We start from the raw sequence: 24,704 nt of genomic DNA on the forward strand, positions 1-24,704 counted from the left end.
AACGATGTCTGCCTCCGATTGTCCCGCGACCGAAATGCCGGACGTGCTGCGCGCGGCACTCGCACGCGCCGAGGACGGCGTCGTCATCGTTGATGACGCGCATCGCATCACGCACTTCAACCCTGCCGCGGAGCGGATCTGGAAGCTCGCTGCGACCGAAGTGCTCGGCCGCAACGCCGCAGTGCTCACCCTCAAATGTCTCGAGGCCGGCGCGACCGCGGAGTTCCGCGAGGAGATCAGCCTCGTGCGGCGCGACGGCAGCCGCATCAAGGCGCTGGTGTCGATGTCATCGACGACGATTGGCGGCGCGACCCATCGCATCGTGTTCGCTCGCGACGTCACTCTCGATGCGGAGCGGCGCGTCAGGATCGGGCTTCTCCACGCCGTCTCCGACCAGACCAACCGTGCGGTGATCGTCACCGACGTCGGGCAGAACATCGTCTACGTCAATTCGGCGTTCACGGCGCTGTTCGGCTATGCCAGCGAGGAGGCCGCAGGTCGCCGCGTCGCCGAGCTCGTTGCCGGTCGTCACACCGATCGTAGGGCCCTCGCGAAGCTCGTCACGCGCCTGATGCGTGGCGGCCAGCGTGGAGAGGCCGAGGTCCTCGTCTACGACAAGGACGGCGAGGAGATCTGGGTCTCCGCGCGGATAGACGCCTTCCGCGACGGCAAGGGCCGGGTCAAGCATATCTTCGCGCTGCTCGAGGACATCACCGAGACCAGGCAGCTGCGCTCGCTTCAGCAACTCATCATGAGCGCGCTCGCCGACGAGGTGCCGATCGGCGAGATCGCCGACCGGCTGTGCCGCCGCGTCGAGGAGATCGCGCCCGACGCCGTCTGTTCGCTGCTGCACGTCGATGCCGCCGGCCTGATCCATCCGCTCGGTGGTCCCAGCCTGCCTGAGGACTATTCCCGCGCGCTGGACGGCATCGCGATCGGCCCCAATGTCGGCTCCTGCGGCACCGCGGCCTTCTACGGTACGCCGGTTCTGGCGGCCGATCTCGACACCGATCCGCGCTGGCAGCCTTACAAGGCGATGCCGCTCGCGATCGGCCTGCGCGCCTGTTGGTCGACCCCGGTCAAGGCCAAGGACGGCCGCGTCATCGCGACCTTCGCCTTTTATTATCGCGAGCCGCGTGAGCCGAGCAATTGGCACCGGCGCATCGTCGAGGCCTGCGTCGATCTCGGCGCCTTCGCGATCGAGCGCAAGGAGGCGCGCGCCGAGATCGCACGGCTCGCCTATCACGACATCCTTACCGGCCTGCCGAATCGAGCTCAGTTGCGGCACCTGATCACCACGGCCATCGACGCCTGCCCGACCGGCAGCCATGTCGCGCTGGCCTTCCTCGACGTCGATCATTTCAAGGACGTCAACGACACGCTCGGTCACGCCGCCGGCGACGAGCTCCTGGTCCAGCTCGCGCAGCGCCTGCGCGAGCATATCGGCCCCGGCGACATGCTGGGTCGGCTCGGCGGCGACGAGTTCGTCGTCCTGCTGCCGCAACGCAACGCCGAGAGCGCCGAGCGCGTCGCGGCCGATCTCGCCGAAGCGCTGGCGCGGCCGCTCCGGCTCGGATCGAAGCTGATGCCGATGTCCGCCAGCATCGGCATCAGCCTCTACCCCGATCACGCCACCGATATCGACACCCTGATGCAGCAGGCGGACGCCGCCATGTACATGGCCAAGCAGGCCGGACGCTCGACCCATCGCATCTTCAGCGCCGAGATGAACGTGCTCGCCGAGCAGCGGCTGGCCCTGATCGCGGCGCTGCGCCGCGCGATCGCGGAGGGCGCACTGAGTCTCAGCTACCAGCCGCAGATCCGCAGCTGCGACGGCGCGATCCATGGCGTCGAAGCGCTGGCGCGCTGGCGCGATGCCGCGCTCGGCGACGTCTCGCCGGCCAAGTTCATCCCGCTCGCCGAGGAATGCGGGCTCATCGAGCAGATCGGCCTGTGGTCCGTGCGCGAGGCCTGCCGCCAGATGGCGAGCTGGCGCCACGCCGGGCTCAACATTCCCTGCGTCTCGGTGAACCTGTCGCCGATCAATTTCCGCAACGTCACGCTGGCGGCGCGGCTCAAGGACATCCTGGCCGAATACGATCTGCCGCCGGACGTGCTCATGCTGGAGATCACCGAAGGCGCGTTCATGCAGGACGGCGTCGCAGCGCTGGAGACGATGAACGCGATCCGCGAGCTCGGCGTCGGCCTCTCGGTGGACGATTTCGGCACCGGCTATTCCAGCCTGAGCCGGCTCGCGCATCTGCCGATCCGCGAATTGAAGATCGACCGCAGTTTCATGCGCGACATCGAGAAAGACGCGGGCGCGCTCGCCATCGCCACCGCGGTGGTCCGCGTCGGCCAGGGCCTCGGCATGACCGTGGTCGCCGAGGGCGTCGAGACCGAGGGGCAGCGCAGGACGCTGGCCGAGCTCGGCTGCGACATCGTCCAGGGCTTCCTCTATTCACCCGCGTTGGCTCCTGTCGCCTTCGAGCGCTGGCTGATCGACCACTGCGCCGAGCAAGCAAGGACCATGCTGGGCCGGCTCGACCTTGCGCCGGCGGGCGGGGATGCGGTGCAGCGGTCGGCGTAGCTGCCTTCGAGCGATATTTCCGGTCGCTAGGAACGCATCAAGCATCAGCGGTTTGGTCTTCGAGGTCTCCCCGAGGGGCGCCAGGCCTTGTCCTGCCTGCAAACCGCATGAGCCCAATGAAACGACGGGAAAACGGCGCCACTGCCCGAGCGGCAGGCTTTCGACCTTCGACACCGCAGCTCAAGGCATCATGGCATGGATGGTTTGTCAGGGTGACGCGCCCAGCCTGTCCGAGGCGATAAGTCGCCTGGTGGAACTGGGGCTTGCGGTGTACACTGATCCAGATCGCCAGAAGCAGCGCGCGCAAATTGGCCGGTGATGCGATCGATCGCATGGGCGACACGACGACGGCGGAGGACAGGGCAATCCGCAAGCGGGATCTGCTCGATGGACCCAGGGGGTTCGATCGCGTGCGCATTGATCGGTCCAGATGCAGCAAGCCGATCCGAGAATAGGCTGGGCACCAGGACGTCGCCGATCCCGAAGCAGTTCGAACACCAGCGATATGGAGGACAAGCAATGAGACGGTATTCCCAAACGCATGCGGCGAAGGAGGCGAACAGTCTCTTCAAGCAGACCGTGACGAAGCCCGCGACCGATTACGAGAAGGCGGAACAGACCTTCCACGCAAATCGCGAACGGCTCAAGGCTGAACGGTTGGCGAGGGAAGCTGAACGACGAAGCCAATCCGAGAAGACGAATTGAGTGTCGCTGTTCTACTTTGACATCTGGGAGGGTGAAACCTCGGAAAAACCGCCGCGCACTTTTCCCGATCATGCTTTAGAGCATCGGAAGCACGACAATCCCGTCTTCGAGCTCCCCTGAAGCAAGGCGCGCCCGCGCCATACGCTCGAACTCCGTTCGATGCTTCTGCAGATAGCTGAAGGCCTGCTTCTGGGTGTTGAATGTCGTGGCAAGCCGGCACAGCTGGCGGTTTGCGCCGGATGCGAGGAAGAAGGTGATGGTTCCGTGGTCTGGTTTGATTCTCGGCACGATCTGCACTCTCCGGCAATGAGATCGGCACTTCAAGTTTGGCCGGCGGCGTCGAAGTCGACTATCGCGCCGGTTTCCTTGAACGCCTCTTCAGCGTAGGCGCCGGCAAAGCTGTTCGGAGCGCGTCGTCAGCCGCTTCCTTCGCCTCGCGCACCTCTCGAAGCCGCGCCATGTTCTTGCGAACCTCGATGGCTTGTCTTTCGACGTCTGCCAATGCCCGGGCTCCCTCTTCAGCGGCGAGGCGCTTGCGATCGGAACGCGCAATGCTTTCGGGTGACGGTTCTGCCGGTTTCTTGGTGCTCATCGTTCACCCGGATCCGCAACGGCCAAACCCGCTCAATCCCGGGATTGAGCGGGCGAAGCAACCGTTTCAGTACATCCGTGAAACGGCGCCACGATATCAAGCCAGCGAGAGGTTCTCAGCGCTGACTTTGCCTCGCATCTTGTCGGTCTTGATCTCGAAATTGACCTTTTGGCCCTCGCCGAGACCAGCAAGACCAGCTCGTTCAACCGCGCTGATGTGAACGAACACATCGTTGCCGCCATCGCTCGGCTGGATGAAACCGAAGCCCTTTTGGCCATTGAACCACTTGACTGTACCTGTCGTCATTCTCTTCTCCAAAGCGCGCAAGCGCATTCCGCGCGACAATCACGCAGCTATCTTCAACTTCGTCGATGTCTTTGGAAAAGGAGCCCGCGGGCGCATTCAACAAGGCACAGCGGCTAATCGAACGACGTACAATATACACGGCTTTCACGATTCTGCAAGGAGCGCAGCCAGTTTGTTTTCTGGGAGCCGGTTCTTCTGTTCCGATCGAGGCTCTTTGCGTGTGTCCGTCGAGCTTCAAGCAGGACGTTATCGATTGACAGCGCTGCGCGACAGTGGTCACGTTGACGTCACCAAGGTGCTCGCCGTGACAGGCAGATCGGCTCGTCCGAAGCCGCGACGATGTCGCCATCACTATCCTCAAAAATTCGCAATGAAGCTCCTGCGCAATTGGCTGCCCTGCAGGACGTGTCGCATTCGCAGCCCGGGCCAGGAGGAACAAATTGCACGTACTCGTTAGAGACAACAACGTTGAGCAGGCACTCCGTGTTCTCAAGAAGAAGATGCAGCGCGAGGGCGTCTTCCGGGAAATGAAGCAGCGCCGTTCCTATGAAAAGCCGTCCGAGAGAAAGACCCGCGAGAAGTCCGAGGCCATTCGCCGCGCCCGCAAGCTCGCCCGGAAGCAGGCGATCAGGGAAGGATTGCTGCCCGCGCCACCGAAGAAGAAACCCTTCGAGCGCAAGCCGCCCCTGCCGGAGATCAAAGCAAGGCCGGAGTAGAAGCGATCTTGATTCCGGACATCATGATGGCGCGCCACCGCTGAGGTCGCAGAAAAGCCGGGCCTGGCTGTCCCGGCTGCTGTCTTCCTTATGGCCTGAAATCGATGCCTCGAAGCACGATGCCCGGCGGCGTGCCTTCGAACTCGGTGGCGCGATATTTGCTCTCGGCGCATGCTTCGATGCGATCGCGTAGACGGGCGAATTGGGCTTCCCGCTGCTCGGGCTTGACGTGTGCGCCGTGCTCGAGATCATCCATCGCTGAGGTCGAGATCGCGCAAGGGATCTCCCGGGCGCCGTCATGCATCGAGAACCGGACGATCATCCTGTCGTATTCGTGGTCGATAAAGCGGCCGCTGGTCAGTGTGCTGGTCAGTGTCATGGCTCACTCCGTTACGTGTTGGCTTCCTTGCGAGTTCGCGCCATCCAATCATTGAGCGGTACCGCGCGCCCGCGTCCCGGCTCCCGCCGAGCATGAACGTGTCGAGAAGGCAGGTGGCCCTCGCTCAGCCCTCTCCGGACAGCCGGGCGAAATCGTCGAACAGCGCCGAGACGAGCGCGCGATGGCGCGTGTCCTCGGCCGGCAGGCCCGCAGCATAGAGGTTGAGCAGATGGCGCGCCTTCACAGCGGCCTCCGGCCAGGACGCAGCGGGAACCGTCATCATGCGGTGTTCGAGATCGGCCTCCCGCTCGCGCAGCTCCCTGACATGGGCCTCGACCTCCGCCAGCGCGCGGCGCAGGTCGGTGGCCTTTTGCGCGGCCATGCCACGGCGCTTGTCGAGATCGACCGGCTGGTCAGTCATTGGCGATGCTCGCGTCCGCAGCTTGCGCATTCGCAAGATCGACAGAGCCGATCGACAGCATCTCCATGGTACCGCCCCCACCTTCGGCGGGCACGGTGATCATCGTGGCGACCCGGCGATAGGCGGCGAAGGTCAGGCCTTCGATCGTCTCCTCGTCGGTGACGACCTCATAGGCGCCGGCCGGCAAGATGCGCTCGATGCCGCGGATGTGGAACGGATGCCTGAAGGTGACGGTCTCTCGCCGCGAGCGGATGGTCATGCGTACGCCTGCCTTTCGCAAGTGAAGCCCCAACCGGTGCCGGCTGCTGTGAGCATGCGCCTTCGGCACGGCAATAGCCAGCACTATCGTGTCCGTACGGGCAAACGGTCACGTCGCGGTGCGACGACAAGAGGCACTTAACGCTCGCTATTGGTTCGGCGCGGGCGTAGGCTCGCTGCCATCACCGCGCGTCTCGACGGCTTCGACCGGTGACTGTGGGCAAATGTGCTCCCGCCGAAGGCTGCGCTGGAGCGTTCGATGTCGGGTGATCGCATTTCGGAATGGATCGTGCCGCCGGTGATCGTTCCGCTGTTTCTTCTGCTTCTCGTGTGCGGAGCCGTGGTCCTCAATGGCTAGGACAATACGCGTGCCGTATCTGGTCTGTGGAACCAACGAATACGGCAGCTCCAATCTCGGCCGGGGAACTGCGGCGGTCGCGCTGCGTCTTGCGGAAAAACTGCTGCGCGAGGGCTACATGGACGTCAGGGTCTGTACCCCGCGCGGCCGGGTCCTGCAGCCGAGTGAATTCGACGAACTCAAACCAGCACAGGAGAGCGACATGGCAAAGGGCCAACAACGCGGCAACCGCGAAGTCAAGAAGCCGAAGAAGGACAAAGCCAAGGTGATTGCCGCGGCGCCGTCCCGCAAGGAAGCCGCCTGGCAGCCGGATTTCGGACCTGCAAAGAAGAAGTAGCGAGGGGGCCGCATTTGAGCGCGGCACCAGGCCGCGCGGCGATTGAAGGCACAGGTTCTGGTGCGACGCCGATCCCGTCCGACGCCGCAACCGTGATCGCGCGCAAGAAGCTGTCGGCCGGCATCGATCGGCCGGCATCGATCGGCCGGTCACGGATGCTGCAAGCAGGCGCACGCTTTCACAAATGCACGATGGGCGGACGACGAGTTGTCGAGGCACTGAACGGAGATCGCACGAGAGGCATCAAAATCCGTTGAAATTTCATGTGAAAACCTCTTGTGAACGATGGCTGCGGCGAGCAGTCACACGGCTGGCGTTCCAACGCGCAAATCTGGACCGTCGGTTACCAATGTCGGATAATTGCGTGGATCTGGTGTGGCGCCTGCGTTCCCCAGGCTCCTCGCATTGTTGAGACACACGCCATGGCACAGGCGCACGCTTTCGCGCAGAAATTCGAACGGTTCTTGCATTTGAAGGATGCGCCGCCGACGCTGGTCACGCGTTCGCTGCGCAGCGCCGAGCTCGCGGTCACCGAGACACGGGATGACCATCCGATTCCGCGTCTCTCCGAGTCGATGCCCTCGGAGGACGCCTATCTCGTCAGCCTCAAATTCCGTGATTTCGCAGGTTGTGAGTGCTGGGAGCGCGGCCGGTGCGTGATCAAGCGCGATATCCGCGCCGGCGCCACTTATCTGTACGACCTGAAGCGTGATCCGCGCTACGTGATCGACAAGCCCTTCCATTCTCTGTTTTTCCATCTGCCCCGTTCGGCGTTGGACGACATGGCGAGGCAAAGCGGCGCGCCGCGGATCGGTGAGCTCGCCTATCAGCCCGGCGTCGGCCAGGACGATATGACGATCCGTCATCTCGGCGCGTCGTTCCTGGCGGCGTTGCGGCAGCCTGAAGAGGCCAACCGGCTCTTCATCGACCACATGATGCTCGCGCTCACCGCACATGTTGCGACGACCTACGGCGGATTGCGGCACGCCGCCGAGCCGGCGCGCGGCGGCCTCGCCCCCTGGCAGGTGAAGCGGGCTTGTGAAAGGCTGGAGTCCGATCTCCGCGGAAAGCTTTCGCTGGAGAAGATCGCAGCCGAGTTCGATCTCTCGGTCAGTCATTTTTCGCGCGCATTTCGCGTCTCGACCGGCCTGCCGCCGCATCAATGGCTGCTGCGCCAGCGCGTGGACACGGCCAAGCAGTTGATGACGGTGCGCGACCTGTCGCTGGCGGAGATCGCGATATCGGCCGGCTTCGCCAATCAAAGCCACTTCACCCGGGTGTTCTCCTCGGTGGTCGGCATCAGCCCGGGAATGTGGCGCCGTGAGGCGCAGGGCGTGCCGGACGGCGAAACGTGATCCCTCCGTTCAGCGGCGCTCTGTCTGGGAGATGGCGTAGGCGTCGCGCCGCGCCGCAAATATCTCGTCCGGCGGATGGCCGATGCCTTCGGCAAGATTGGCTGGATTGAACACCGACGCCTCGCACGCTCCGTTTGGTTCAGTGCCCGTTATCACGATCGTTCCGAGGCGCACCGCTTCGCGTCCATCCTCGTCGGGCCAACGGATGGTCACGTCCATGACGGGATCGCCGGGACGGTCCAGCAGCGCCATCACGCTGAACCTGACATCGCGCGCCGCGATCCGGGAATCGAGATCGCGCAGCAAGCCGGTGGACTTGGCGGTGGCCACGTCCTCGCTCGGCCTGCGTTCGTCGCCGACCGGCGCGACCTTGAACTTGACGAACCGTGTCTCACCCCTCGCGTTCGTTGCGGGAAAGGCGTGCACGCCCCAATAGGTCGTGCGGGCGAGGCTTGCCGGCGGTGGACTCGCGGCAAGGTAGCTTGCCTGATGCAGCGTCTCGGGATTGGCGGAGGAGAATGCCTCGACTCGGGTCATGTCCGGCTTGCCGTCCGGTCCCGGCATGCGCGCTTGCAGGAAGGCCAGCATCTGGTCGAGCGTTCTGGCGAAATGAACCGGGACGCTCTGGGTGACGATTTCGGAGCGCTGATCGCCGTTGCCGAGCCGGAAGCTGAAGCCGCGCAGCGAGCGACCGTCCGTATCGACCGCGTTTGCGGGGACGTCGTCCGCCGAGAAGCGCGCCAGCACCCGGGAGGGCATGGTGAAGCTGCGGGACCTGGTGATCTCCTTGGCCTGATCCGAGGGGGCATAGGTGCCGCGAACGCATCGGCCCCAGCAAAAGCTCGCGCGCGCCTTGGGCGGAAGACCTGCGACCGCCCTCAGGACATCGACAACGGACATCGGTGTGGCTGTGCCGTTCGGGAGCTGAGTCAGAACGGAACCTTTGGATTCGAGCGACGGGCTTGTTTGTGGCGCAGGGTGCGCCGAAAAATCTTTCCCAAAGCGGACATGCCTTGTCGGATCCTGCGACGAATCTCGCAACTCGTTGGGCTCGGGTCGCGCCGCTCGCTCAAGACACGACTAGGGCATGGCTAGCGTGCATCAACAGAACTCGCCCTATATCGGCTCTGAGGCAATGGCGTCGATGAAGGCCGTTTCGAGGGGGCTGGTCCTCCACGGCATCGGAGTTGGAGCGGCTCGGATGGGCCAGAAGCTTGGTCTTCGACTTCTGAGAACGATGAAGCAAACTGATGGCGTTCTTGCTAGAGCAACGATTGCTGCAGCCTTGGATGACCAACCTGTAAGCTGACCTCCCGCTGGCAAGCTTTAAAGTCCGGGTTGATCCGCTTTGACATTAACGTCACTTGGTCTGAACGACGGTGCCGTATCACCGATAGGGAATGCAAAGATTGTAGCCGTCACGTTGGTCGACCACGAAGAGAGCATCGAAATGAGCCGCTCTTCCACGCTGCATGCATTTACTACAGCCTGGCTGTTGCTCGGATCCGGCCTCATCTCGGTTGTATCCGCCGCAACCATCGACCGCGTATTGGCTGTCTCGGTCGACGATTTCAAATATATCGACTCGTCGAATGAGCCGACCGATCAAACGGCCGCGCATGAAAGGCGATTGAAGGCTTTTATGGCCGCGCTTCGGGACGATGTCACGGCGGACCGCCGATTTGAACTCGTGCGCTGCTCTTGCACCACGAATTGTCCGATCATGGGACCGGCGTTAGGCGATCGGCTGCGCACAGCGTCGGAGGCGGGCGCGCAGGTGCTAATCATCGGCATCGTTCACAAAAGGAGTACGCTGGTGCAGGTGGTGTGGGCCGTCGCCGTCGATACGACATCGCAGCATGTCGTGTTCCGGAAGTTCTTCACGTTCCGCGGCGATAATGACGAGGCATGGCGGCGGGCGGAACGCTTTGTATGGGAGGAGGTCCGAGACCGGCTGCTTGAAAGTAGATCGCCGCAATAGGCCGCGCGCGTTTGCAGGGCTTGAGAGCATCGGTTTGGCCCTCCGCCGCGAATTTCCCGTTCGCTCCAGAAGGGTTGCTCGTCGCGAAAGGCCTACTCTTCAATCTTGCGGGCTATACTCTGTTGCTTGCACGATGCCTCTCCAACGTGCTGACTCAGACGCGAGTAGCTGTGCGAACTTGTCCATTGCGATCGCGTCGATCTCGACCGACAGCTTTGCGAGGCTGGACTCCATCCGGCTTGTTCTCAGAGCCGCCTGAATAGCCCCATTAAGGTCTTCGACGACGTCCGGCGGAGTCTTCGCTGGAACGAAGAACCCAAACCATGTGACGTCCTTGAGCAGGGGATACCCGGCTTCCAATAACGTCGGCACATCGGGGAGAAAAGGACTCCGGGTTGAACCGGTGGTCGCCACCGCGCGCAATTTGCCAGATTGAACCAGACCTAAAGAACTGTCGATTGGCATTATGGCAGATGCAATTTCACCCTTGAGGAGATCTTGGATTGCCGCCCGACCTTGATATGGTACGTGAAGAAACTCGAAGCCTGCTGCGCGCCCCAAGGCTGCGCCGGTCAAGTGCAAACTGGTTCCAATTCCTGGCGTACCATAGGTCGCATCCTTTGCGTTAGCACGGCACCACAAGACAAAATCGGCGAGCGTCCTTACCTCTCCTGGCACTCGCGGCCCGATTGTCAACGCGGCAGCGAACGAGGCAACGGTTGATACTGGGACAAAGTCCCGCGGCTCGTATCGCAGTGTCTTGTGGGTGTGAGGAAAGAGGGTGAGGAAACCGGTCGGCGCGAACAGAATGACCGATCCATCCGGGGGAGCGGCTTTCACGGCCTCCACGGCGACACGACCGCTCGCGCCCGGTCGAGGTTCGACGACAATCGATGTCGCATAAGGCTTCATTTCGTCCGCAAGGAGCCGCGCGACAGCATCGGGCAGCCCCGCCGTGAATCCTGTTAGAATATGAGCCGTTTTGACACGCGGTTCGGCCATGATTTGCGATACCGGACCTGCAACGGAGAACGCGGCACTGGCCGCCGACACTCTGAGAAAGTCACGACGCGTCCTCATAAGCCGCCTCCGGGGTTCACGGCCACAACGGCCAATCATTCGCCCCCTGACCCTCGTCAACCAGAGTGTGCATCCCCGAAGACATGTCTGTCGAATTCTGTTATTTGATGGATCCATAACCAAATTGACAGGTTTGGTCATGCAATGGGCCGATCGTATTGGACGCCGCCTAAAGCTGCGTGATCTCCAGATTCTGCTCACTGTCGTTGAGCGCGGTAGCATGGCGAAGGCCGCCGCCGAGCTAGCGATCTCTCAGCCTGCCGTATCGAAGGCGATCACCGATTTGGAGCATACGTTCGGTATTCGTTTGCTCGAGCGTGGCCGGGGCGGGATCGAGCCGACGGCGTACGGCCGCGCTTTGGTCGCGCGGGGCCAAGTTATCTTAGATGAACTCAGGCAGGGCGTCGACGAAATCGCATTTCTCGCGGACCCGTCGGTGGGAGAGTTGCACATCGGCAGTACCGAGAGTATTGCGGCCGGCCTTTTGCCGGCAGTCATCGAGCGCTTCTCGCGCGAGCAGCCTCGAGTTCATTTGAACGTCGCGCAAGCCGTCATTAGCAAGCTGCATTATCGTGAGTTGCGCGAGCGGAGTATCGATCTCATGCTCGGCCGCATTCCGACGCCATTCAAGGAAAGCGATCTAAAGGCGGAGGTCGTGTATGACGATCAGGTGGTCGTGGTGGCGGGCCGTCAAAGCAAATGGGCGCGACTGCGCAGGCTCAAGCTCGCCGACCTCATCGGCGAGCGTTGGATTCTGCCTCCCGCGGATACGATGCATGGGTCACTCACCGCTGAATTGTTCCGCGCGAGCAGCACAGAGTTGCCGCGGAGGCCGATCACGACACTCTCAATGCATCTGTGTTGCCGACTAGTTGCCAACACACAGTTTGTGACGATGCTTCCGGCATCGATTCTTCGCTATGGCAACCATGACCGGTCTCTAAAGATACTTCCCGTTCAACTTCCGGCGCAGCCGCGGCCTGTCGCGATTCTGACGCTCAAGAGCCGCGCTCTCAGTCCCGCGGCAAAGCTCTTTATCGAGTGCGTGCGCCAAACAGCGAAACTCGAGAGCAAGGGCAAAATGCCCTGAGCGCACGCAAGTGTCGGCTTCGGTCAATCGAGTCGGTTTGGCCCGGTCAAAGTGGCGTCCGGTTTACACCTCACGACCGACACTTGGAGGTCGGCCGGAATTTGTCGCAACGGCCGCTGGCAAAAGTATGCGACGGGTCGCGTGCCGCATTGCCGTCTAAACCGCTCGAACAATTAGGTGGCTTGCGCGATCCAAGCGATCAACGGATAGGACAGTGTCAGTTGCGCGTTGAAAAGAGTGTGAGCGAGCCAAGCTGGAGAAAGCGATTCGTAGCGCAGGCGCAGTGCGTAGGTCACGAGGCCCAGCAAGATCATCGCTGCAGCCCAAACGAGACCGAGCGGAATAATATGATTGGCAGCAAAGATCACGGTGCCAAAGGCCAAGATGTTGGAATCGTGCCATCCAATTCGACGTAGCCAGGAAACCAAGAGGCCACGGTAGAGGATTTCTTCGGTCACCGGCGTTGTCACGACGAAAAGAAAGATCACAATTGCGATTGCCTTCGCGTCATGAAAATCGATCCGAACATCCTGGCTTCGATGTCCAGTTACGCTAGCCAACCAATGTGTCACGATGGGGACGCCGGCCGTGACGATCCCGAAGCCAATGAGGCTCGCGGCGACGGCGGGGAGGGTTAGTCTGCGAAATCTGAAGACGTCCGAGCGCAAGGTCTGACGCGTTGTCCAGACCAATGCCAAGGCTACGGCAAGCCAACTGCTGATTGCGTACGACAGCAGGCCATAGAGCCTGAAGCTGGGTGGCGCGGGCAGCTCGGCGGGAGCGCCGTGCATGAAGAGCCACATCGCCCGGGCGGCAAGACCAATGGTCATCACGATGACCGCAAGCGCCATAGGGGCAAGAACCAGCATCAAAGTTATGATGCTCCGACGCCATTCGAAACCGTCGCGCGAAGTGACGTTCAGGCCGGTGGGCGGCCCCTCGGTTTGCGACATGCGATCAATCACCCCTCGCTCTGTGCGCCTGATCGTAAAACAACCTTTGCGGGTTCTCTAGTGGTCCTGCACCATCAAGGGAGCCAGAAGGTCCGATCTCTCTGGAAGCTGCGGTCGGTTCGGTCATAGCTCTCGATAATGTCGTCACCGTTGCATGGCTCTCGGCAGAGAGCCGGATGCTACCGTTCGTATTTTGGATGGCCCGTGAAGCCGGTCGGTCCCGACGAGGCCTGATCAGGGCTCGACGCGGACCACTTCGACGTGGTCGGACGCCAATCCCGTCCTGCGCCTGAGATCCGTGATCGCGCGCAGGAAACTGTCGGCCGGCGTCGTCTCCGGATCGATCAGCCGGTGCAGGCGAAAGCCGTCCTCCAGCGCGAGCACGACGGAGGCCATCCATGGCGGGTTCAGATTGTCGTTGCGCCCGTTGCTCTTCAATGTCGCCTCGACGATGTCGGCGACCAGCTTGCGCCGCGCGCGCAGGCGCTTGGCAAGCTCCGGGCGGCGCTTCTCGGCGCGTGCGACGAACAGGATCATCTCCATGTGGAGGAGGGGCGAGCGGCCGAGCGGATCCTGCCGGCTGCGATCCATCGTCTTCAGCGCCGCGATGAAATCGTCGAGATTGTCGTGCTGCGCGAGGATGTCCATGTTGCGCCGGATCGACTGCTCGACATGGTCCTCGAGCATGGCGATGATCAATTCGTCCTTGCTCTTGAAGTTCGAATAGAACGCCCCGCGGCTAAAGCCCGCCGCCGCCGCGATCGCCTCGATGCTGGCGCCGCCGATGCCGTCCTGTTCGAACACGCGCGCGGCCGCCTCGAACAGCCTGTCGCGCGTGTCGTCCCTGGTCGGTCTCGTTCTCACCCTTGACATCGGCACAGGTTAGGGCAAACTGCAATTCGATACAATAATGTATCGAGTTCGATCATTCAGGGATGGTTACGCTGCGCATGAGGGGCTGCCCGGCGTATTCGATTCATGCGGCAACCGGTCTGAGGTCACCATGAACGAGCACGTGCAAGGCGCCGGCGGCGGACCGCTGTTCAACCCGCTCTCGCCCGACTTCATCCGCGATCCCTATCCGCATTACGACCGGCTGCGCAGGCTCGATCCGATCCACGTGACGCCGTTCGGCCAGTTCGTTACCAGCCGCCATGCCGACGTCAGCCTCGTGCTGCGCGACAAGCGCTTCGGCAAGGATTTCGTCGAGCGCAGCACGCGCCGCTACGGTCCCGAGATCATGAGCGAGCCGGTGTTTCGCAGCATGAGCTACTGGATGCTGCAGGCCGATCCGCCGGACCACACCCGCCTGCGCGGCCTCGTGGTGAAGGCCTTCACCGCCCGCCGGGTCGAGGACATGCGGCCGCGAATCCAAGAGATCGTCGATGAGGCCATCGACGCCGTGATCGAGCGCGGCCACATGGACCTGATCGAGGATTTCGCCTTCCGCCTGCCCGTCACCATCATCTGCGACATGCTCGGCATCCCCGAGGAGCATCGCGAAGTCTTCTACAAGAGCTCGCGCGACGGCGGGCGGCTGCTCGATCCCGTGCCCTTGTCTGCGGAGGAGATCAAACAGGGCAACGCCGGCAACCTGATGGCGCAGATGTATTTCCAGCAGCTGTTCGAGCTGCGCCGTCGCAATCCCGGGGATGATCTCATCACCCAGCTGGTGCAGGCCGAGGAGGACGGCAACAAGCTCACCAACGAGGAACTGACCGCCAACATCATCCTCTTGTTCGGCGCAGGCCACGAGACCACGGTCAACCTGATCGGCAACGGCCTGCTCGCGCTCCACCGCAATCCGGATCAGCTGGCGCTGCTCAAGGCGCGGCCCGAGCTGATGGAGGGTGCGATCGAGGAATTCCTGCGCTACGATTCCTCGGTGCAGATGACCGGGCGCGTCGCGCTGGAGGATGTCGACCTCGGCGGCGTGAAGATTCCCAAGGGCGAGAGCGTGCTGTGCCTGCTCGGCTCGGCCAACCGGGATCCCGCGGTCTATCCTGACAGGCCCGACCGGCTGGACGTCACCCGGGCGAACGTCAAGCCGCTGTCGTTCGGCGGCGGCATCCATTTCTGCCTCGGTGCCCAGCTGGCACGCATCGAGGCCGAGATCGCCATCGCCACGCTGCTGCGGCGGCTGCCCGACTTGCGCATCGACGACGTCGAAAATCCGGAATGGCGGCCGACCTTCGTCCTGCGTGGCCTGAAGCGGTTGCCGGCGAGCTGGTGAGGCGCGCCGGCGTTAACCTCCGCGCGCAACAGTCGCTGTGACTTCGCCACACTTCCCTCTATATAAGGGGCTGTTCCGGCGCGCCTGAGGCCCTCAGGTTCGGCCCGGGCCGGTTTGGCCGAGGGGAGACCCGTGCAGACGACGCTGCTCGGATTGGCGATTGCCTTCATTATTGCGCTGCTGGCCGCGCTGATCGGGCCTTACTACGTCGACTGGAACCAGTTCAGGCCCCAGTTCGAGGCGGAGGCCGGCAAGATCATCGGCGTGCCGGTGCGGGTCGCGGGCGAGCTCGACGCGCGGCTGCTGCCGGCGCCGACCCTGCGGCTGCGCGGCGTCACCTTCGGCGGCAACAACGATCTTGGCCGCCTGCGCGCCGACAAGCTCGACGTCGAGTTCAGCCTCGGCTCCCTGATGCGCGGCCAATGGCGCGCCACCGAGCTTTCGGTGGGCGGCATGGCGCTGGATCTCGGCCTGGACACGCACGGGCGGGTCGACCTGCCCTCGATCGCGAGCGGCGCCTTCGATCTGGCGTCCCTCGCCATCGAACGGCTCAATCTCACCGGCCGCATCGCCCTGCACGATGCCGCCAGCCGCTCGACGCTGGAATTGAACGACATCACCTTCTCCGGCGACGTGCGCTCCCTCGCGGGCTCGGTGCGGGGCGACGGCAGTTTCAGCGCTGCCGGGGTGCGCTACCCGTTCCGCGTCTCCTCCGGCCCGAGCGCCGACGGCAGCGCGACCCGTCTCCACCTCAACATCGATCCCGGCGAGCGCGCCATCCTTGCCGATCTCGAAGGTGTGCTCGCCTTCGACAACCGCCAGCCGAAATTCGAGGGCGCGCTGACGCTTGCCGTGCCCGCGATTAAGAAGGCGGGCGAGGCGGGGCCGACGCCCTGGAAGCTCGCGACCAGGCTCAAGGCAAATCCGGCCGGCGCGAAATTCGAGCAGATCGACGCCAGCTTCGGCACGGAGGACACCGCGCTGAAGCTCGGCGGCGTCGGTGATATCAGGTTCGGCGCCTCGCCGCTGCTCCGCGCGGTGCTGTCGGCGCGGCAAGTCGATGCCGACAGGCTGACGGCCAGGGACGATGCCGATCCGCAGCGCGTCCTGCCGGCGCTGCGGGCGGGCCTTGCGGCGATCCCGCAGACGCCAATCCCGGCGCAGATCGAATTCAATGCCGACCAGATCATGCTCGGCGGCCGTCCGCTTCAGAACATCGCGGCCGAGCTTCAGACCGACGGCAGGTCATGGACCTTCCAGCGGCTCGAATTGCGTGCGCCCGGCACGACGCAGCTTTCGCTCAACGGCGCGACCCCCGGCGCGGACAGCTTCAGCGGCCGGCTCAGCGTCGAATCGTCCGATCCGGACACGCTGGTGGCCTGGCTTCAGGGCCGCAGCGAGGTCAACCGGCGCAGCACGCGGCCGCTGCGCCTCGCCGGCGACGTGACCATCGCCGCCAATCACCTCGCCATCGAAAGGCTGAAGGCCGACATCGACGGCGGCGCCGTCGAAGGTCGCATCGCCTTCGTGCAAACGGGCGCGAGCAAGGGCTCGCGGATCGACGCGGAGCTCAAGGCCGACCGGCTCGACCTCGATGCCGCCGCGAGTTTTGTCCGTGCGCTCGCGGGACCGCAGGGCGAGTGGCCGGAAGAGGCGAAGCTCTCACTGGATATCGGCCGCGCGATCTCCGCCGGGCAGGAGCTGCGGCCGTTCGCAGCCAGGCTCGCCTACAGCCCCGCATCGCTGTCGCTGGAGCAGTTGCGCTTCGGCCAGGCCAGCGGCCTGACCACGGAGGCGAGCGGCAGCTTCGACCGCACCAAGGCCACCGGCAAGCTCGCGGTGAAATCCTCGGCCAATTCGCTGCGCGAGCTCACCGCGCTGATCGAGCCGTTTGCGCCCGCGGTGCGCGCGCGCTTCGATGCGCTGCCGTCATTATCAGGCGCGGCCCGTCTCAAGCTCGATCTCAGCCTTGACAGGAACACCGAGCACGCCGATCGCAGCAATGCCCGGATCGTGCTCGACCTCGACGCGCCGCAGCTCAAGGCGACCACGACCCTGGTCGCGCAGACGCCGGCGGCGGCCATCGGAGGGATCGACCTCGAAAGGTTGCGCAACAGCGACTTCACGCTGGACACGAAGGGCTCGGCATCGCAGGCCGGCGCGCTGCTGGCGCTGCTCGGGCTCGATCGCGTCGTGGCCGCGGGCGAGGGCGCCTCGCAATTCGAAGGCCGCGTGAGCGGCGCCTGGCGCCGACCGCTGCAATTGAACGCCAAGCTCAGCGGCGGCGGGCTCGATGCGGATGCGCAAGGCAGCGTCGAACTGTCGGAGCCCAAATCGTCCGAACCCAAGGCGAGCGTGAACCTGCGCGTGCGCAACGTCAATCTGGCGCCGCTGCTCGGCACCGGCCCGGCCGACAAATCGGCGCAGAACGTCAGCCTGTCTTCCCGCCTCACGCTGTCAGGCAATCGCCTGACCTTCGACGATCTCGACGGCAATGCAGCAGGCTCGCATCTGCGCGGGCATCTTTCGGTGATGCTCGATCAGGAGAAGAGCGTCGACGGCGAGGTCGGCCTCGACTCGCTCGATCTTGCGCCGGCGCTCGCAATCGCGATCGGCGCGGCCGGACATGAGTCCGGCGAGCCCTTAAGTCCGGGGCTCGTCGGCGGGTGGCGCGGCCGCATCGCCTTCCAGGCGCTGCGTGGATCGCTGCCGGGCGGCATCGAGCTGCGCCCCTTCGGCGGCACGATCCGGAGCGACGGGCAGTCGCTCGCACTCGATGCGCTCAAGGGCGGCCTCGGTGGCGGCGAGATGTCCGCGAGCCTCGACGCGCGCAACGGCGCGAATGGTCTTGCGCTGAACGCGCGCATCGAACTCGGCAATGTCGATGCGGCGACGCTGCGCTATCGCGACCTCGCGCTGTCCAAGGGGCGCGCCTCGGTGCAGATGGCGCTGACCAGCCAGGGCCGCAGCGTCGCGGCTTTGACCGGTGCGCTCGCCGGCAACGGCACGGTGACGCTCGAATCCGCGGAAATCAGCGGCCTCAATCCGCGTGCGTTCGAGATCGCGATCCGCGCCAGCGACGGCGGCCAGGTCGCCGATGACAACCGTCTGCGGCAGCTCGTCGAGCCCGCGCTGTCGGCGGCTCCCATTACGATCGCCTCGGCACAGATCCCGTTCACGATCCGCGACGGCCGGCTGCGCGTCGGCGCGACGTCGCTGGAGGCCAAGAACGCCCGCGCCATCGTTTCCGGCGGCTACGACATTCCCGCCGACCAGGCCGACATCCGCGCCAGCCTGACGCCGATCATGACCGGCCTCTCCGGCGCCCCGCCGGAGATCCAGCTGTTCGCGGCAGGGCCCCCCGACAAGCTGAGCCGCACCATCGACCTCACGCCGCTGTCCTCGTGGCTTGCGGTGCGCACGATCGATCGCGAGACGCGTCGGCTGGATGCCATCGAACGCGGCGAGCCGCCGCCGGCCACCGCTGCGCTGCCGACGCTGGTGTCTCCAGATGCAGCGCCTGAGCAGGCGCCGGCCCATGTGCCGCTGCCGGGTCAGGACCCGCGCCGCATGCAGGCAAAGCCCAAGGCGGAGTCGAGGCCCGCGCCGACGCCGCGGGCGCCGCAGGCGGCTCCCGCTGCGCCAAGCCCCCCACTCACAAGCCCCCCACTCACAAGCCCGCCGCTCGCAAGCCAGCAGGCCGCACCGCTGCCGCCGCCGATCGAGGTGAAGCCGGCTCCTGGCCCGCCGCCCGCCAAGCCCAGGCCAAAGCCGCCGCTGGTGCTGACGCCGCAAAATCCGTGAGCGCGAAGTCGGTTTGGAGAGACGGAGCCGCGGGCTCGTTTAGCCTCTCCCGCTTGCGGGAGAGGTCGGCGCGAAGCGCCGGGTGAGCGCTCTCTCCTCTGGGGGACTATCCCGTTGCGGACACACTTTCTCCCCAACCCTCTCCCGCAAGCGGGAGAGGGGGCGCACCGTCTCCGTTGCCCGCCCCTTAACCCATTCCCTCGCATTTGAACGAAATTTCGTCGGCAAAACTGATTTGCGGATTTTACTGAATTCTCGCGTTTCATCTCTAGCGTCGGTTCCCAGAGGAATTCGGCGTCGCGCCAAGAGCGGCGGGACGGCTTGCCGAACGGCTACCAAGAACTGGGGTGATCGAGATGAACGGGGCGAAATCGCTTCTACAGGATCTGGACGACGCGATCGCGCGCGGTACCGACGAAAGCCGGGCGAAGGCGTTGTGGCACGCGACCGATATCCTGATCACGGGCCGCTACAGCGACGACGAGATCTCCACGTTCGGCGAGGTGATCGGCCGGCTCGCCGAGGAGATCGAGGTCGCCGCGCGGGCGCAGCTCTCGGAACTGATGGCGGCCTGCGATCACGCGCCGCTGAACGTCATCGAAAAGCTCGCGCTCGACGACGAGATCGAGGTCGCCGGTCCCGTGCTGCGCGAGTCCAATCGTCTCGACGAGAAGATGCTGGTCGAGAGCGCCCTGACCAAGAGCCAGTCGCACCTGCTCGCGATCGCCCAGCGCAAGTCGATCGGCGAAGCCGTGACCGACGTGCTGGTCAAGCGCGGCAACCAGGAGGTCGTGACCTCGGTTGCCAGGAACGACGGCGCGCGCTTCTCCGGGTCCGGCCTGCTGCACATGGTCCGCCGCGCCGAGGGCGATTCGATTCTCGCCGAACAGCTTGGCCTGCGCAAGGACGTGCCGCGCCACATCTTCCAGCAGCTCATCTCGAAGGCGTCGGAAGACGTGCGCCGTCGCCTCGAGACCGAGCGGCCCGAGATGATGGCGCAGATCCAGAGCTCGGTGACCGAGCTCACCGGCGATCTCCAGTCCAAGTTCGGCCCGTCCTCGCGCAGCTATTTCGTCGCCAAGCGCGTGGTCACGACGCAGTACCGGCAGGGCAACCTCAACCAGGACTCCATCTCGAACTATGCGCGCCAGCACCGCTTCGACGAGGTGCAGATCGGCCTGTCGCTGCTCTCGTCGCTGCCTGTCGACGTGATCGAGCGCGCGCTGATGGACCGCAACCGCGAGATGATCCTGGTGTTGTGCAAGGCGCTCGACTTCTCCTGGGACACGACGATGTCGCTCCTGTTCCTCGGCGCCAAGGATCATCTGATCACGGCGCGCGAGCTCCAGGACAACGAGCGCGAGTACGGCCGGCTCAAGATCGAGACCTCGCGCAGCATTCTGAAGTTCTACCAGTCGCGCAAGAATGGCGCGGGTGCCGAGGCCGTTACGGGCCGTCAGCCCGAGTTCCAGGTCCACTAGAGCATGATCCGGAAAAGTGCGCAGCGGTTTTCCGAAAAGATCATGCTTAAACAACAACCTGAAGCGCGACGACGATTCGTCCTGATCGCATCGCGCTTCAGTCGGGTGCACTGAGCATCATCCCGGAATCGAAGGGGAGTATTTGCAATGTTGCCTCAATTCGGCACCGCCGTTCGCAAGAAGAACCTCGGCAATGCCGTCACCGCCGATCTCGGCGGCGGCGCACCGGACAAGGCGTCGGTCGACGCCGCCTGGCTCGTGCTGGAAGCCGCCAACGATCTCGGCGACCACGCCGCCGTCGATGCTTGCCGTCGCGTCATCGACGCGGAGTTGAACGGCGCGGTCGCAGGCAGCGCGGATATCGACCTCGTGCTGGGATATTTCCGGTAGGCACGAGTCAATCCTGTCTGACGCGCCGAACCTCAAGAGTTCAGCAAAGAGCTGGAGCGTTTGGATTGCGTATCAACTTGAAGGGTCGATTTCGCGGCATTCAGCGCCGCGGCCAGCTCGTCGATGTGATACGGCTTGGCTAATATCTGGATGCCCGCCGTTTCGGCTTCATGGATCGCGGCCTCGGCGTATCCGCTGGTCAGCAGTACGGGTATGTCGCTACGCCGTCTCCTGATCTCCCGCGCGAGTTCCACGCCATTCATGCCGCCCGGCATCATGATGTCCGAAAAGATGAGATCGACGGAACGACCATCGGCCAGAGCACCGAGAGCAGCTGCGGCGCTGGCGGCCCGCGTGACTTCGTAGCCGAGCTGACCAAGCATCTCACCAACGAGTGCGGCCACCTCGTCGTCATCTTCGACCAGCAGGATTTGGCCCTGGTCATTCTTCTTCGGCCGTACCGCCCTGTTGAAATCGATCAAGTGTCGTTGCTTGGAAGCGAGATTCAACGAGCGAGGCATGTAGAGCTCGATGCTGGTGCCCTGATCGACTTGCGATTTGATGCGGACGGTCCCGCGTGACTGGGTCGCAAACCCGTGGACCTGCGCGAGCCCCAGTCCGGACCCCTTGCCGACGTCCTTGGTCGTGAAGAACGGCTCGAAGACCCGCGACAGGATCTCCGGAGGCATGCCGACGCCCGTATCGATGACCGACAGCCTGACATAGTCGCCGGCGATCTCCCCGTCATTCAGATCGGGCAGATTCTCGCCGCGGACGACGATGGTGCCGCCGTTGGGCATCGCATCCCGGGCATTGACGGCCAGATTGAGGATGACCAGCTCGAGCTCGCCGGGATCGACCTCGACCGGCCAAAGAGCATCCGGGAAATCGAACTCGACGTGGACGTCGCCTCGCAGGCTTCGATCGAGCAGCTCGCGCATACCGCCGATCTGCATGGCGACGTCGACGGCTTCCGGGCGCAGCCTCTGCCGGCGTGAGAACGCCAGCAGCTGCTTGGTCAGGCTGGCGCCGCGCTGTGCGGCCTGGATCATCCCGTCCATCAGACGCCGGCGCCGGTTTGGATCTGTCTGGCGGTCCAGCATGTCGAGGCCTCCGGAAATCACCATCAGCAGATTGTTGAAGTCGTGCGCGACCCCGCCGGTGAGCTGGCCGATAGCTTCGATTTTCTGCGCCTGGCGAAGCGTTTCCTCGACGCGAGCGCGCTCGTTCATTTCGAGACGCAGTTGCTCATTGGCCTCCTCCAGCTCTCGCGTGCGCTCGACCACCAGTTTTTCGAGCTCCTGCGCAGTCTGCTCGCGCGCTGCGATCAGGGCCCGGATCTCATATTGACGCCGCCGTGCCCGCATCGCCGATTGAACCGCGCTGGTCAGTGTGATCGGCTGGACCGGACGTTCGAGCAGCGAAACGTTGCGAAGCAGGGCGACGATATTGCGGCGCCAGGCGACGACCGCGGGCTGCTCTCGATGGCTGGTGAGAACGACGAAGGGGAGGTCGGACCATGGCGGTTGGCTCGCGATCCATTCAGCGAGCGGCGCCGTGTCTTTCCCGAACAGTCCTTCCTCGGCAAGGAAGACCGCGCCCACGCCGGCACCCATCTCGCTGACGAGTTCGGGCAGACTTCGGCAGTTGACCGCTTCGAGGCTCGCACTGCGGAAAAGCTCGGCCGACGCCGGCCCGTCGCGGCCGATCGGAGCGAAGATGAGAACGCGGTGTCCGCGGTCGGCGCTCATCAGGCCGATCCTTCCGGGATGTCCGTGCCGGTATAACGCGGATTGCCCGAAAAGATGCCCATGAAGTCGGTGAGAGGCGGGCCGAGCTTGACACCGGTGCTGCCGAGCCGAAACTCGCGGATGGTGTGCTCGTGGTTGCCGCTGCGCTTCTTGACGACAGACAAGGCGCGCCGCACCGATCCGCCGGCCTCGAAATAGCGCAGCATGAGCACCGCGTCGCTCAAATAGCTGATGTCGAGCGGTGTATCCATCGGACCGACCAGCCCATGTTGAGCGAGGATCAGGATGGTGAGCACTCCCTGCTGCGCCAGGTAGGTCAGCAGTTCGTGCATTTGCAGGATGAGAAACCGCTCGTCCGGCATCGCGTTCAGGTAGCCGTTCAGGCTATCGATGATGACCACGCGGGCGTTGTCAATTTCCGCGCTCCGGCGCAGGGTCGCCGCGAACTCGCCCGGCGACAGCTCGGCTGGATCGATCTGTTGAAAACGGATAAGGCCGGACTCGACGTACTTTTCGAGCGGCAGGCCGAGCGTCCGGGCGCGAGCTTCCACGGTGCCGCGGCCTTCATCGAAGGCAAAAAACGCAGCGTGCTCGCCGCGTTCCGCGGCCGCTATCGCATATGTGAGCGCGAGCGAGGATTTACCCACTCCGGCAGCGCCGATGAACAGCGCGTTGGTGCCGCGCTCGAGCCCGCCTCCGAGCAGTTGGTCCAGCTCGGGATTGCCGCTGGGCGTGAACTCGCCGGGAAACGGTTTGTGATGCTCGGCCGCCACGAGGCGCGGGAAGATCCGCAAGCCGCCCTTTGCAATCGTAAAGTCGTGGAAGCCGCCGCGGAATCGAATGCCGCGCATCTTGATCACGCGGATCCGCCGTCGCTCTGCCCCGTAGTCGATCGCGAGCTGTTCGAGCATGACGACGCCGTGCGCGATCGAATGCAGTTGCAGATCATCCTGGGAGGACGAGAGATCGTCGAGGAGCACGACGGTGCAATTGCGGTTGGTGAAGAAATGCTTCAAGGCCAGCACCTGGCGCCTGTAACGAAGCGGGTTCTGGGCAAGCAGACGCAGTTCGGAGAGGCTGTCGAGCACGACGCGCGTAGGGTTGATCCGCTCGACCTCCTTGAAGATCAGACCGGTCGTTTCGCTTAACTCCATCTCGGCGGGATGGAAGACTGTGAGCTCCCGGTCCGGATCGAGCGTGGTCTCGGGCGGGACCAGTTCGAAGATGTCCACGCCTTGCAGGGACCAGCCGTGCCGTTGGGCTACGACCGTCAGCTCCCGCTTGGTCTCGGACAGGGAGATATAGAGCACGCGTTCGCCATCACGCACGCCGCTGAGAAGGAATTGCAGCGCAATCGTGGTTTTGCCCGTGCCCGGCCGCCCCTCGTACAGATACATCCGATTGGCGTCGAAGCCGCCGCCCAGAATGTCGTCCAGGCCGTCGCTGCCGGTGGAAACTCGTGGCAAATCTGTGGGGCTACCGTCTGCAGCGCCCGAGGACGTACCGGTCATTGAAATCCCTTACGCTTCTTCGCTCCGGGCAGGCTGGTGTCCAAGCCTCCCGCAGGCCGACGGCCCGGGAAAGGAACTCATGGGCCGGCATCGAGTTCCCGCTTCCAGAAGTTCGCTTGGCTGACAGGTGAGGCCGTTGGCAGCATGCGCCGACGGATGCGGGAGATCGCGACGTCTTCGCCCAGATGGTTCGTGCTCCCCCCGAACGGCTAGTTCGACTTTTCAAGCACACGCCGCGATGCGGCATGACTTGCAAAACCCTGGCCCAACACGTCGCGTTTGAACGCGTAGACCGTCCGGCGAACGCTCCGTTTTTCGTTCAGGCGGTCAGTCGAACGGTACTGAAGTGACCCATGGCAGCAGATGACGGCTCCAGGATTTGTAATCCCAGCCTGACGCTGTTGAATGTCCGT

General features: G+C 64.0%; 23 protein-coding genes. 11 read left to right on the forward strand and 12 right to left on the reverse strand.

The annotated features are described in order from the left end of the window. The first annotated feature begins 4 nt into the window (after positions 1-4). Complete coding sequence (locus tag EDE08_RS16115; protein ID WP_131869775.1) at positions 5-2,590, forward strand: EAL domain-containing protein; 2,586 nt, start codon at positions 5-7, stop codon at positions 2,588-2,590. A 519-nt stretch (positions 2,591-3,109) separates the two neighbouring features. Further along, positions 3,110-3,295 carry a hypothetical protein gene (locus tag EDE08_RS16120; RefSeq protein ID WP_131869776.1) on the forward strand — a complete coding sequence of 62 codons (186 nt, stop codon included), beginning with the start codon at positions 3,110-3,112 and terminating at the stop codon, positions 3,293-3,295. Positions 3,296-3,370: 75 nt separating this feature from the next. Here EDE08_RS16120 and EDE08_RS16125 read toward each other — a convergent pair whose 3' ends face one another. The 3 genes from EDE08_RS16125 to EDE08_RS16135 all read right to left on the reverse strand — a co-directional run bounded on the left by EDE08_RS16125 (position 3,371) and on the right by EDE08_RS16135 (position 4,193). Further along, complete coding sequence (locus EDE08_RS16125; RefSeq protein ID WP_028181636.1) at positions 3,371-3,592, reverse strand: hypothetical protein; 222 nt, start codon at positions 3,590-3,592, stop codon at positions 3,371-3,373. Positions 3,593-3,644: 52 nt separating this feature from the next. Beyond that, positions 3,645-3,887, reverse strand: a complete 243-nt coding sequence (locus EDE08_RS39110; protein ID WP_131869777.1) for a transcriptional regulator — start codon at positions 3,885-3,887, stop codon at positions 3,645-3,647. A 96-nt stretch (positions 3,888-3,983) separates the two neighbouring features. After that, positions 3,984-4,193 (reverse strand): cold-shock protein, encoded by a 210-nt coding sequence (locus EDE08_RS16135; RefSeq protein ID WP_028181638.1) that lies wholly within the window; start codon positions 4,191-4,193, stop codon positions 3,984-3,986. Positions 4,194-4,633: 440 nt separating this feature from the next. Here EDE08_RS16135 and rpsU point away from each other — a divergent pair, with 440 nt between their 5' ends. Further along, complete coding sequence (rpsU, locus tag EDE08_RS16140) at positions 4,634-4,909, forward strand: 30S ribosomal protein S21 (protein WP_025038058.1); 276 nt, start codon at positions 4,634-4,636, stop codon at positions 4,907-4,909. A gap of 88 nt (positions 4,910-4,997) precedes the next feature. On the opposite strand, the gene EDE08_RS16145 is transcribed toward rpsU, so the two are convergent. From EDE08_RS16145 to EDE08_RS16155, 3 genes are all read right to left on the reverse strand, one after another. Continuing rightward, on the reverse strand, positions 4,998-5,288 hold the full coding sequence (locus tag EDE08_RS16145) for a DUF1488 family protein (protein ID WP_061877615.1): 291 nt from the start codon (positions 5,286-5,288) through the stop codon (positions 4,998-5,000). A 124-nt stretch (positions 5,289-5,412) separates the two neighbouring features. Continuing rightward, positions 5,413-5,709 carry a hypothetical protein gene (locus tag EDE08_RS16150; RefSeq protein ID WP_061877616.1) on the reverse strand — a complete coding sequence of 99 codons (297 nt, stop codon included), beginning with the start codon at positions 5,707-5,709 and terminating at the stop codon, positions 5,413-5,415. Then, entirely contained in the window at positions 5,702-5,968 is a 267-nt protein-coding gene (locus tag EDE08_RS16155; RefSeq protein ID WP_131869778.1) for a hypothetical protein, read from the reverse strand. Before EDE08_RS16155 ends, EDE08_RS16150 begins: the two co-directional genes overlap by 8 nt. A gap of 367 nt (positions 5,969-6,335) precedes the next feature. On the opposite strand from EDE08_RS16155, the gene EDE08_RS16160 reads away from it, so the two are divergent. Then, positions 6,336-6,662: a hypothetical protein gene (locus EDE08_RS16160; protein WP_131869779.1), complete on the forward strand. Its 327-nt coding sequence runs from the start codon at positions 6,336-6,338 to the stop codon at positions 6,660-6,662. Between the two features lie 422 nt (positions 6,663-7,084). Further along, the gene (locus EDE08_RS16165) at positions 7,085-8,017 is read left to right on the forward strand and encodes an AraC family transcriptional regulator (RefSeq protein ID WP_131869780.1); all 933 of its coding nucleotides are present in this window, start codon (positions 7,085-7,087) and stop codon (positions 8,015-8,017) included. Positions 8,018-8,026: 9 nt separating this feature from the next. Here the strand turns inward: EDE08_RS16165 and EDE08_RS16170 are convergent, their stop codons facing one another. Continuing rightward, positions 8,027-8,950 (reverse strand): catalase, encoded by a 924-nt coding sequence (locus EDE08_RS16170; RefSeq protein ID WP_131869888.1) that lies wholly within the window; start codon positions 8,948-8,950, stop codon positions 8,027-8,029. A 517-nt stretch (positions 8,951-9,467) separates the two neighbouring features. Here EDE08_RS16170 and EDE08_RS16175 point away from each other — a divergent pair. Continuing rightward, complete coding sequence (locus tag EDE08_RS16175; protein ID WP_131869781.1) at positions 9,468-9,998, forward strand: DUF2380 domain-containing protein; 531 nt, start codon at positions 9,468-9,470, stop codon at positions 9,996-9,998. Positions 9,999-10,097: 99 nt separating this feature from the next. Here EDE08_RS16175 and EDE08_RS16180 read toward each other — a convergent pair whose 3' ends face one another. Next, positions 10,098-11,078: a tripartite tricarboxylate transporter substrate-binding protein gene (locus tag EDE08_RS16180; RefSeq protein WP_131869782.1), complete on the reverse strand. Its 981-nt coding sequence runs from the start codon at positions 11,076-11,078 to the stop codon at positions 10,098-10,100. A gap of 139 nt (positions 11,079-11,217) precedes the next feature. Here EDE08_RS16180 and EDE08_RS16185 point away from each other — a divergent pair, with 139 nt between their 5' ends. Beyond that, entirely contained in the window at positions 11,218-12,168 is a 951-nt protein-coding gene (locus EDE08_RS16185; RefSeq protein ID WP_131869783.1) for a LysR family transcriptional regulator, read from the forward strand. A 173-nt stretch (positions 12,169-12,341) separates the two neighbouring features. On the opposite strand, the gene EDE08_RS16190 is transcribed toward EDE08_RS16185, so the two are convergent. Next, positions 12,342-13,121: a CPBP family intramembrane glutamic endopeptidase gene (locus EDE08_RS16190; protein ID WP_131869784.1), complete on the reverse strand. Its 780-nt coding sequence runs from the start codon at positions 13,119-13,121 to the stop codon at positions 12,342-12,344. Between the two features lie 234 nt (positions 13,122-13,355). Beyond that, positions 13,356-13,994 carry a TetR/AcrR family transcriptional regulator gene (locus EDE08_RS16195; RefSeq protein ID WP_061879333.1) on the reverse strand — a complete coding sequence of 213 codons (639 nt, stop codon included), beginning with the start codon at positions 13,992-13,994 and terminating at the stop codon, positions 13,356-13,358. A gap of 130 nt (positions 13,995-14,124) precedes the next feature. On the opposite strand from EDE08_RS16195, the gene EDE08_RS16200 reads away from it, so the two are divergent. The 4 genes from EDE08_RS16200 to EDE08_RS16215 all read left to right on the forward strand — a co-directional run bounded on the left by EDE08_RS16200 (position 14,125) and on the right by EDE08_RS16215 (position 21,029). Next, the gene (locus EDE08_RS16200) at positions 14,125-15,354 is read left to right on the forward strand and encodes a cytochrome P450 (RefSeq protein ID WP_165935934.1); all 1,230 of its coding nucleotides are present in this window, start codon (positions 14,125-14,127) and stop codon (positions 15,352-15,354) included. Between the two features lie 132 nt (positions 15,355-15,486). Then, complete coding sequence (locus tag EDE08_RS16205) at positions 15,487-19,158, forward strand: AsmA family protein (RefSeq protein ID WP_131869786.1); 3,672 nt, start codon at positions 15,487-15,489, stop codon at positions 19,156-19,158. 356 nt (positions 19,159-19,514) lie between these two features. Beyond that, positions 19,515-20,639, forward strand: coding sequence for a DUF2336 domain-containing protein (locus tag EDE08_RS16210; RefSeq protein ID WP_131869787.1), 1,125 nt, complete (start codon positions 19,515-19,517; stop codon positions 20,637-20,639). Positions 20,640-20,786: 147 nt separating this feature from the next. After that, the gene (locus EDE08_RS16215) at positions 20,787-21,029 is read left to right on the forward strand and encodes a hypothetical protein (RefSeq protein WP_131869788.1); all 243 of its coding nucleotides are present in this window, start codon (positions 20,787-20,789) and stop codon (positions 21,027-21,029) included. Positions 21,030-21,061: 32 nt separating this feature from the next. Here EDE08_RS16215 and EDE08_RS16220 read toward each other — a convergent pair whose 3' ends face one another. Next, the gene (locus tag EDE08_RS16220) at positions 21,062-22,780 is read right to left on the reverse strand and encodes an ATP-binding protein (protein ID WP_131869789.1); all 1,719 of its coding nucleotides are present in this window, start codon (positions 22,778-22,780) and stop codon (positions 21,062-21,064) included. After that, positions 22,780-24,291, reverse strand: coding sequence for an ATPase domain-containing protein (locus EDE08_RS16225; RefSeq protein ID WP_131869790.1), 1,512 nt, complete (start codon positions 24,289-24,291; stop codon positions 22,780-22,782). The genes EDE08_RS16220 and EDE08_RS16225 overlap by 1 nt, the downstream gene beginning before the upstream one ends. Positions 24,292-24,704: the final 413 nt, after the last annotated feature.

The organism is Bradyrhizobium sp. R2.2-H (assembly GCF_004346455.1).
Taxonomy (GTDB): domain Bacteria; phylum Pseudomonadota; class Alphaproteobacteria; order Rhizobiales; family Xanthobacteraceae; genus Bradyrhizobium; species Bradyrhizobium diversitatis.

Coding starts and splice junctions, on each gene's coding strand:
- EDE08_RS16115 (WP_131869775.1), top strand. CDS start 5: ATGTCTGCCTCCGATTGTCCCGCGACCGAAATGCCGGACGTGCTGCGC.
- EDE08_RS16120 (WP_131869776.1), top strand. CDS start 3,110: ATGAGACGGTATTCCCAAACGCATGCGGCGAAGGAGGCGAACAGTCTC.
- EDE08_RS39110 (WP_131869777.1), bottom strand. CDS start 3,887: ATGAGCACCAAGAAACCGGCAGAACCGTCACCCGAAAGCATTGCGCGT.
- EDE08_RS16135 (WP_028181638.1), bottom strand. CDS start 4,193: ATGACGACAGGTACAGTCAAGTGGTTCAATGGCCAAAAGGGCTTCGGT.
- EDE08_RS16145 (WP_061877615.1), bottom strand. CDS start 5,288: ATGACACTGACCAGCACACTGACCAGCGGCCGCTTTATCGACCACGAA.
- EDE08_RS16150 (WP_061877616.1), bottom strand. CDS start 5,709: ATGACTGACCAGCCGGTCGATCTCGACAAGCGCCGTGGCATGGCCGCG.
- EDE08_RS16155 (WP_131869778.1), bottom strand. CDS start 5,968: ATGACCATCCGCTCGCGGCGAGAGACCGTCACCTTCAGGCATCCGTTC.
- EDE08_RS16165 (WP_131869780.1), top strand. CDS start 7,085: ATGGCACAGGCGCACGCTTTCGCGCAGAAATTCGAACGGTTCTTGCAT.
- EDE08_RS16175 (WP_131869781.1), top strand. CDS start 9,468: ATGAGCCGCTCTTCCACGCTGCATGCATTTACTACAGCCTGGCTGTTG.
- EDE08_RS16180 (WP_131869782.1), bottom strand. CDS start 11,078: ATGAGGACGCGTCGTGACTTTCTCAGAGTGTCGGCGGCCAGTGCCGCG.
- EDE08_RS16185 (WP_131869783.1), top strand. CDS start 11,218: ATGCAATGGGCCGATCGTATTGGACGCCGCCTAAAGCTGCGTGATCTC.
- EDE08_RS16190 (WP_131869784.1), bottom strand. CDS start 13,121: ATGTCGCAAACCGAGGGGCCGCCCACCGGCCTGAACGTCACTTCGCGC.
- EDE08_RS16195 (WP_061879333.1), bottom strand. CDS start 13,994: ATGTCAAGGGTGAGAACGAGACCGACCAGGGACGACACGCGCGACAGG.
- EDE08_RS16200 (WP_165935934.1), top strand. CDS start 14,125: ATGAACGAGCACGTGCAAGGCGCCGGCGGCGGACCGCTGTTCAACCCG.
- EDE08_RS16210 (WP_131869787.1), top strand. CDS start 19,515: ATGAACGGGGCGAAATCGCTTCTACAGGATCTGGACGACGCGATCGCG.
- EDE08_RS16215 (WP_131869788.1), top strand. CDS start 20,787: ATGTTGCCTCAATTCGGCACCGCCGTTCGCAAGAAGAACCTCGGCAAT.
- EDE08_RS16220 (WP_131869789.1), bottom strand. CDS start 22,780: ATGAGCGCCGACCGCGGACACCGCGTTCTCATCTTCGCTCCGATCGGC.
- EDE08_RS16225 (WP_131869790.1), bottom strand. CDS start 24,291: ATGACCGGTACGTCCTCGGGCGCTGCAGACGGTAGCCCCACAGATTTG.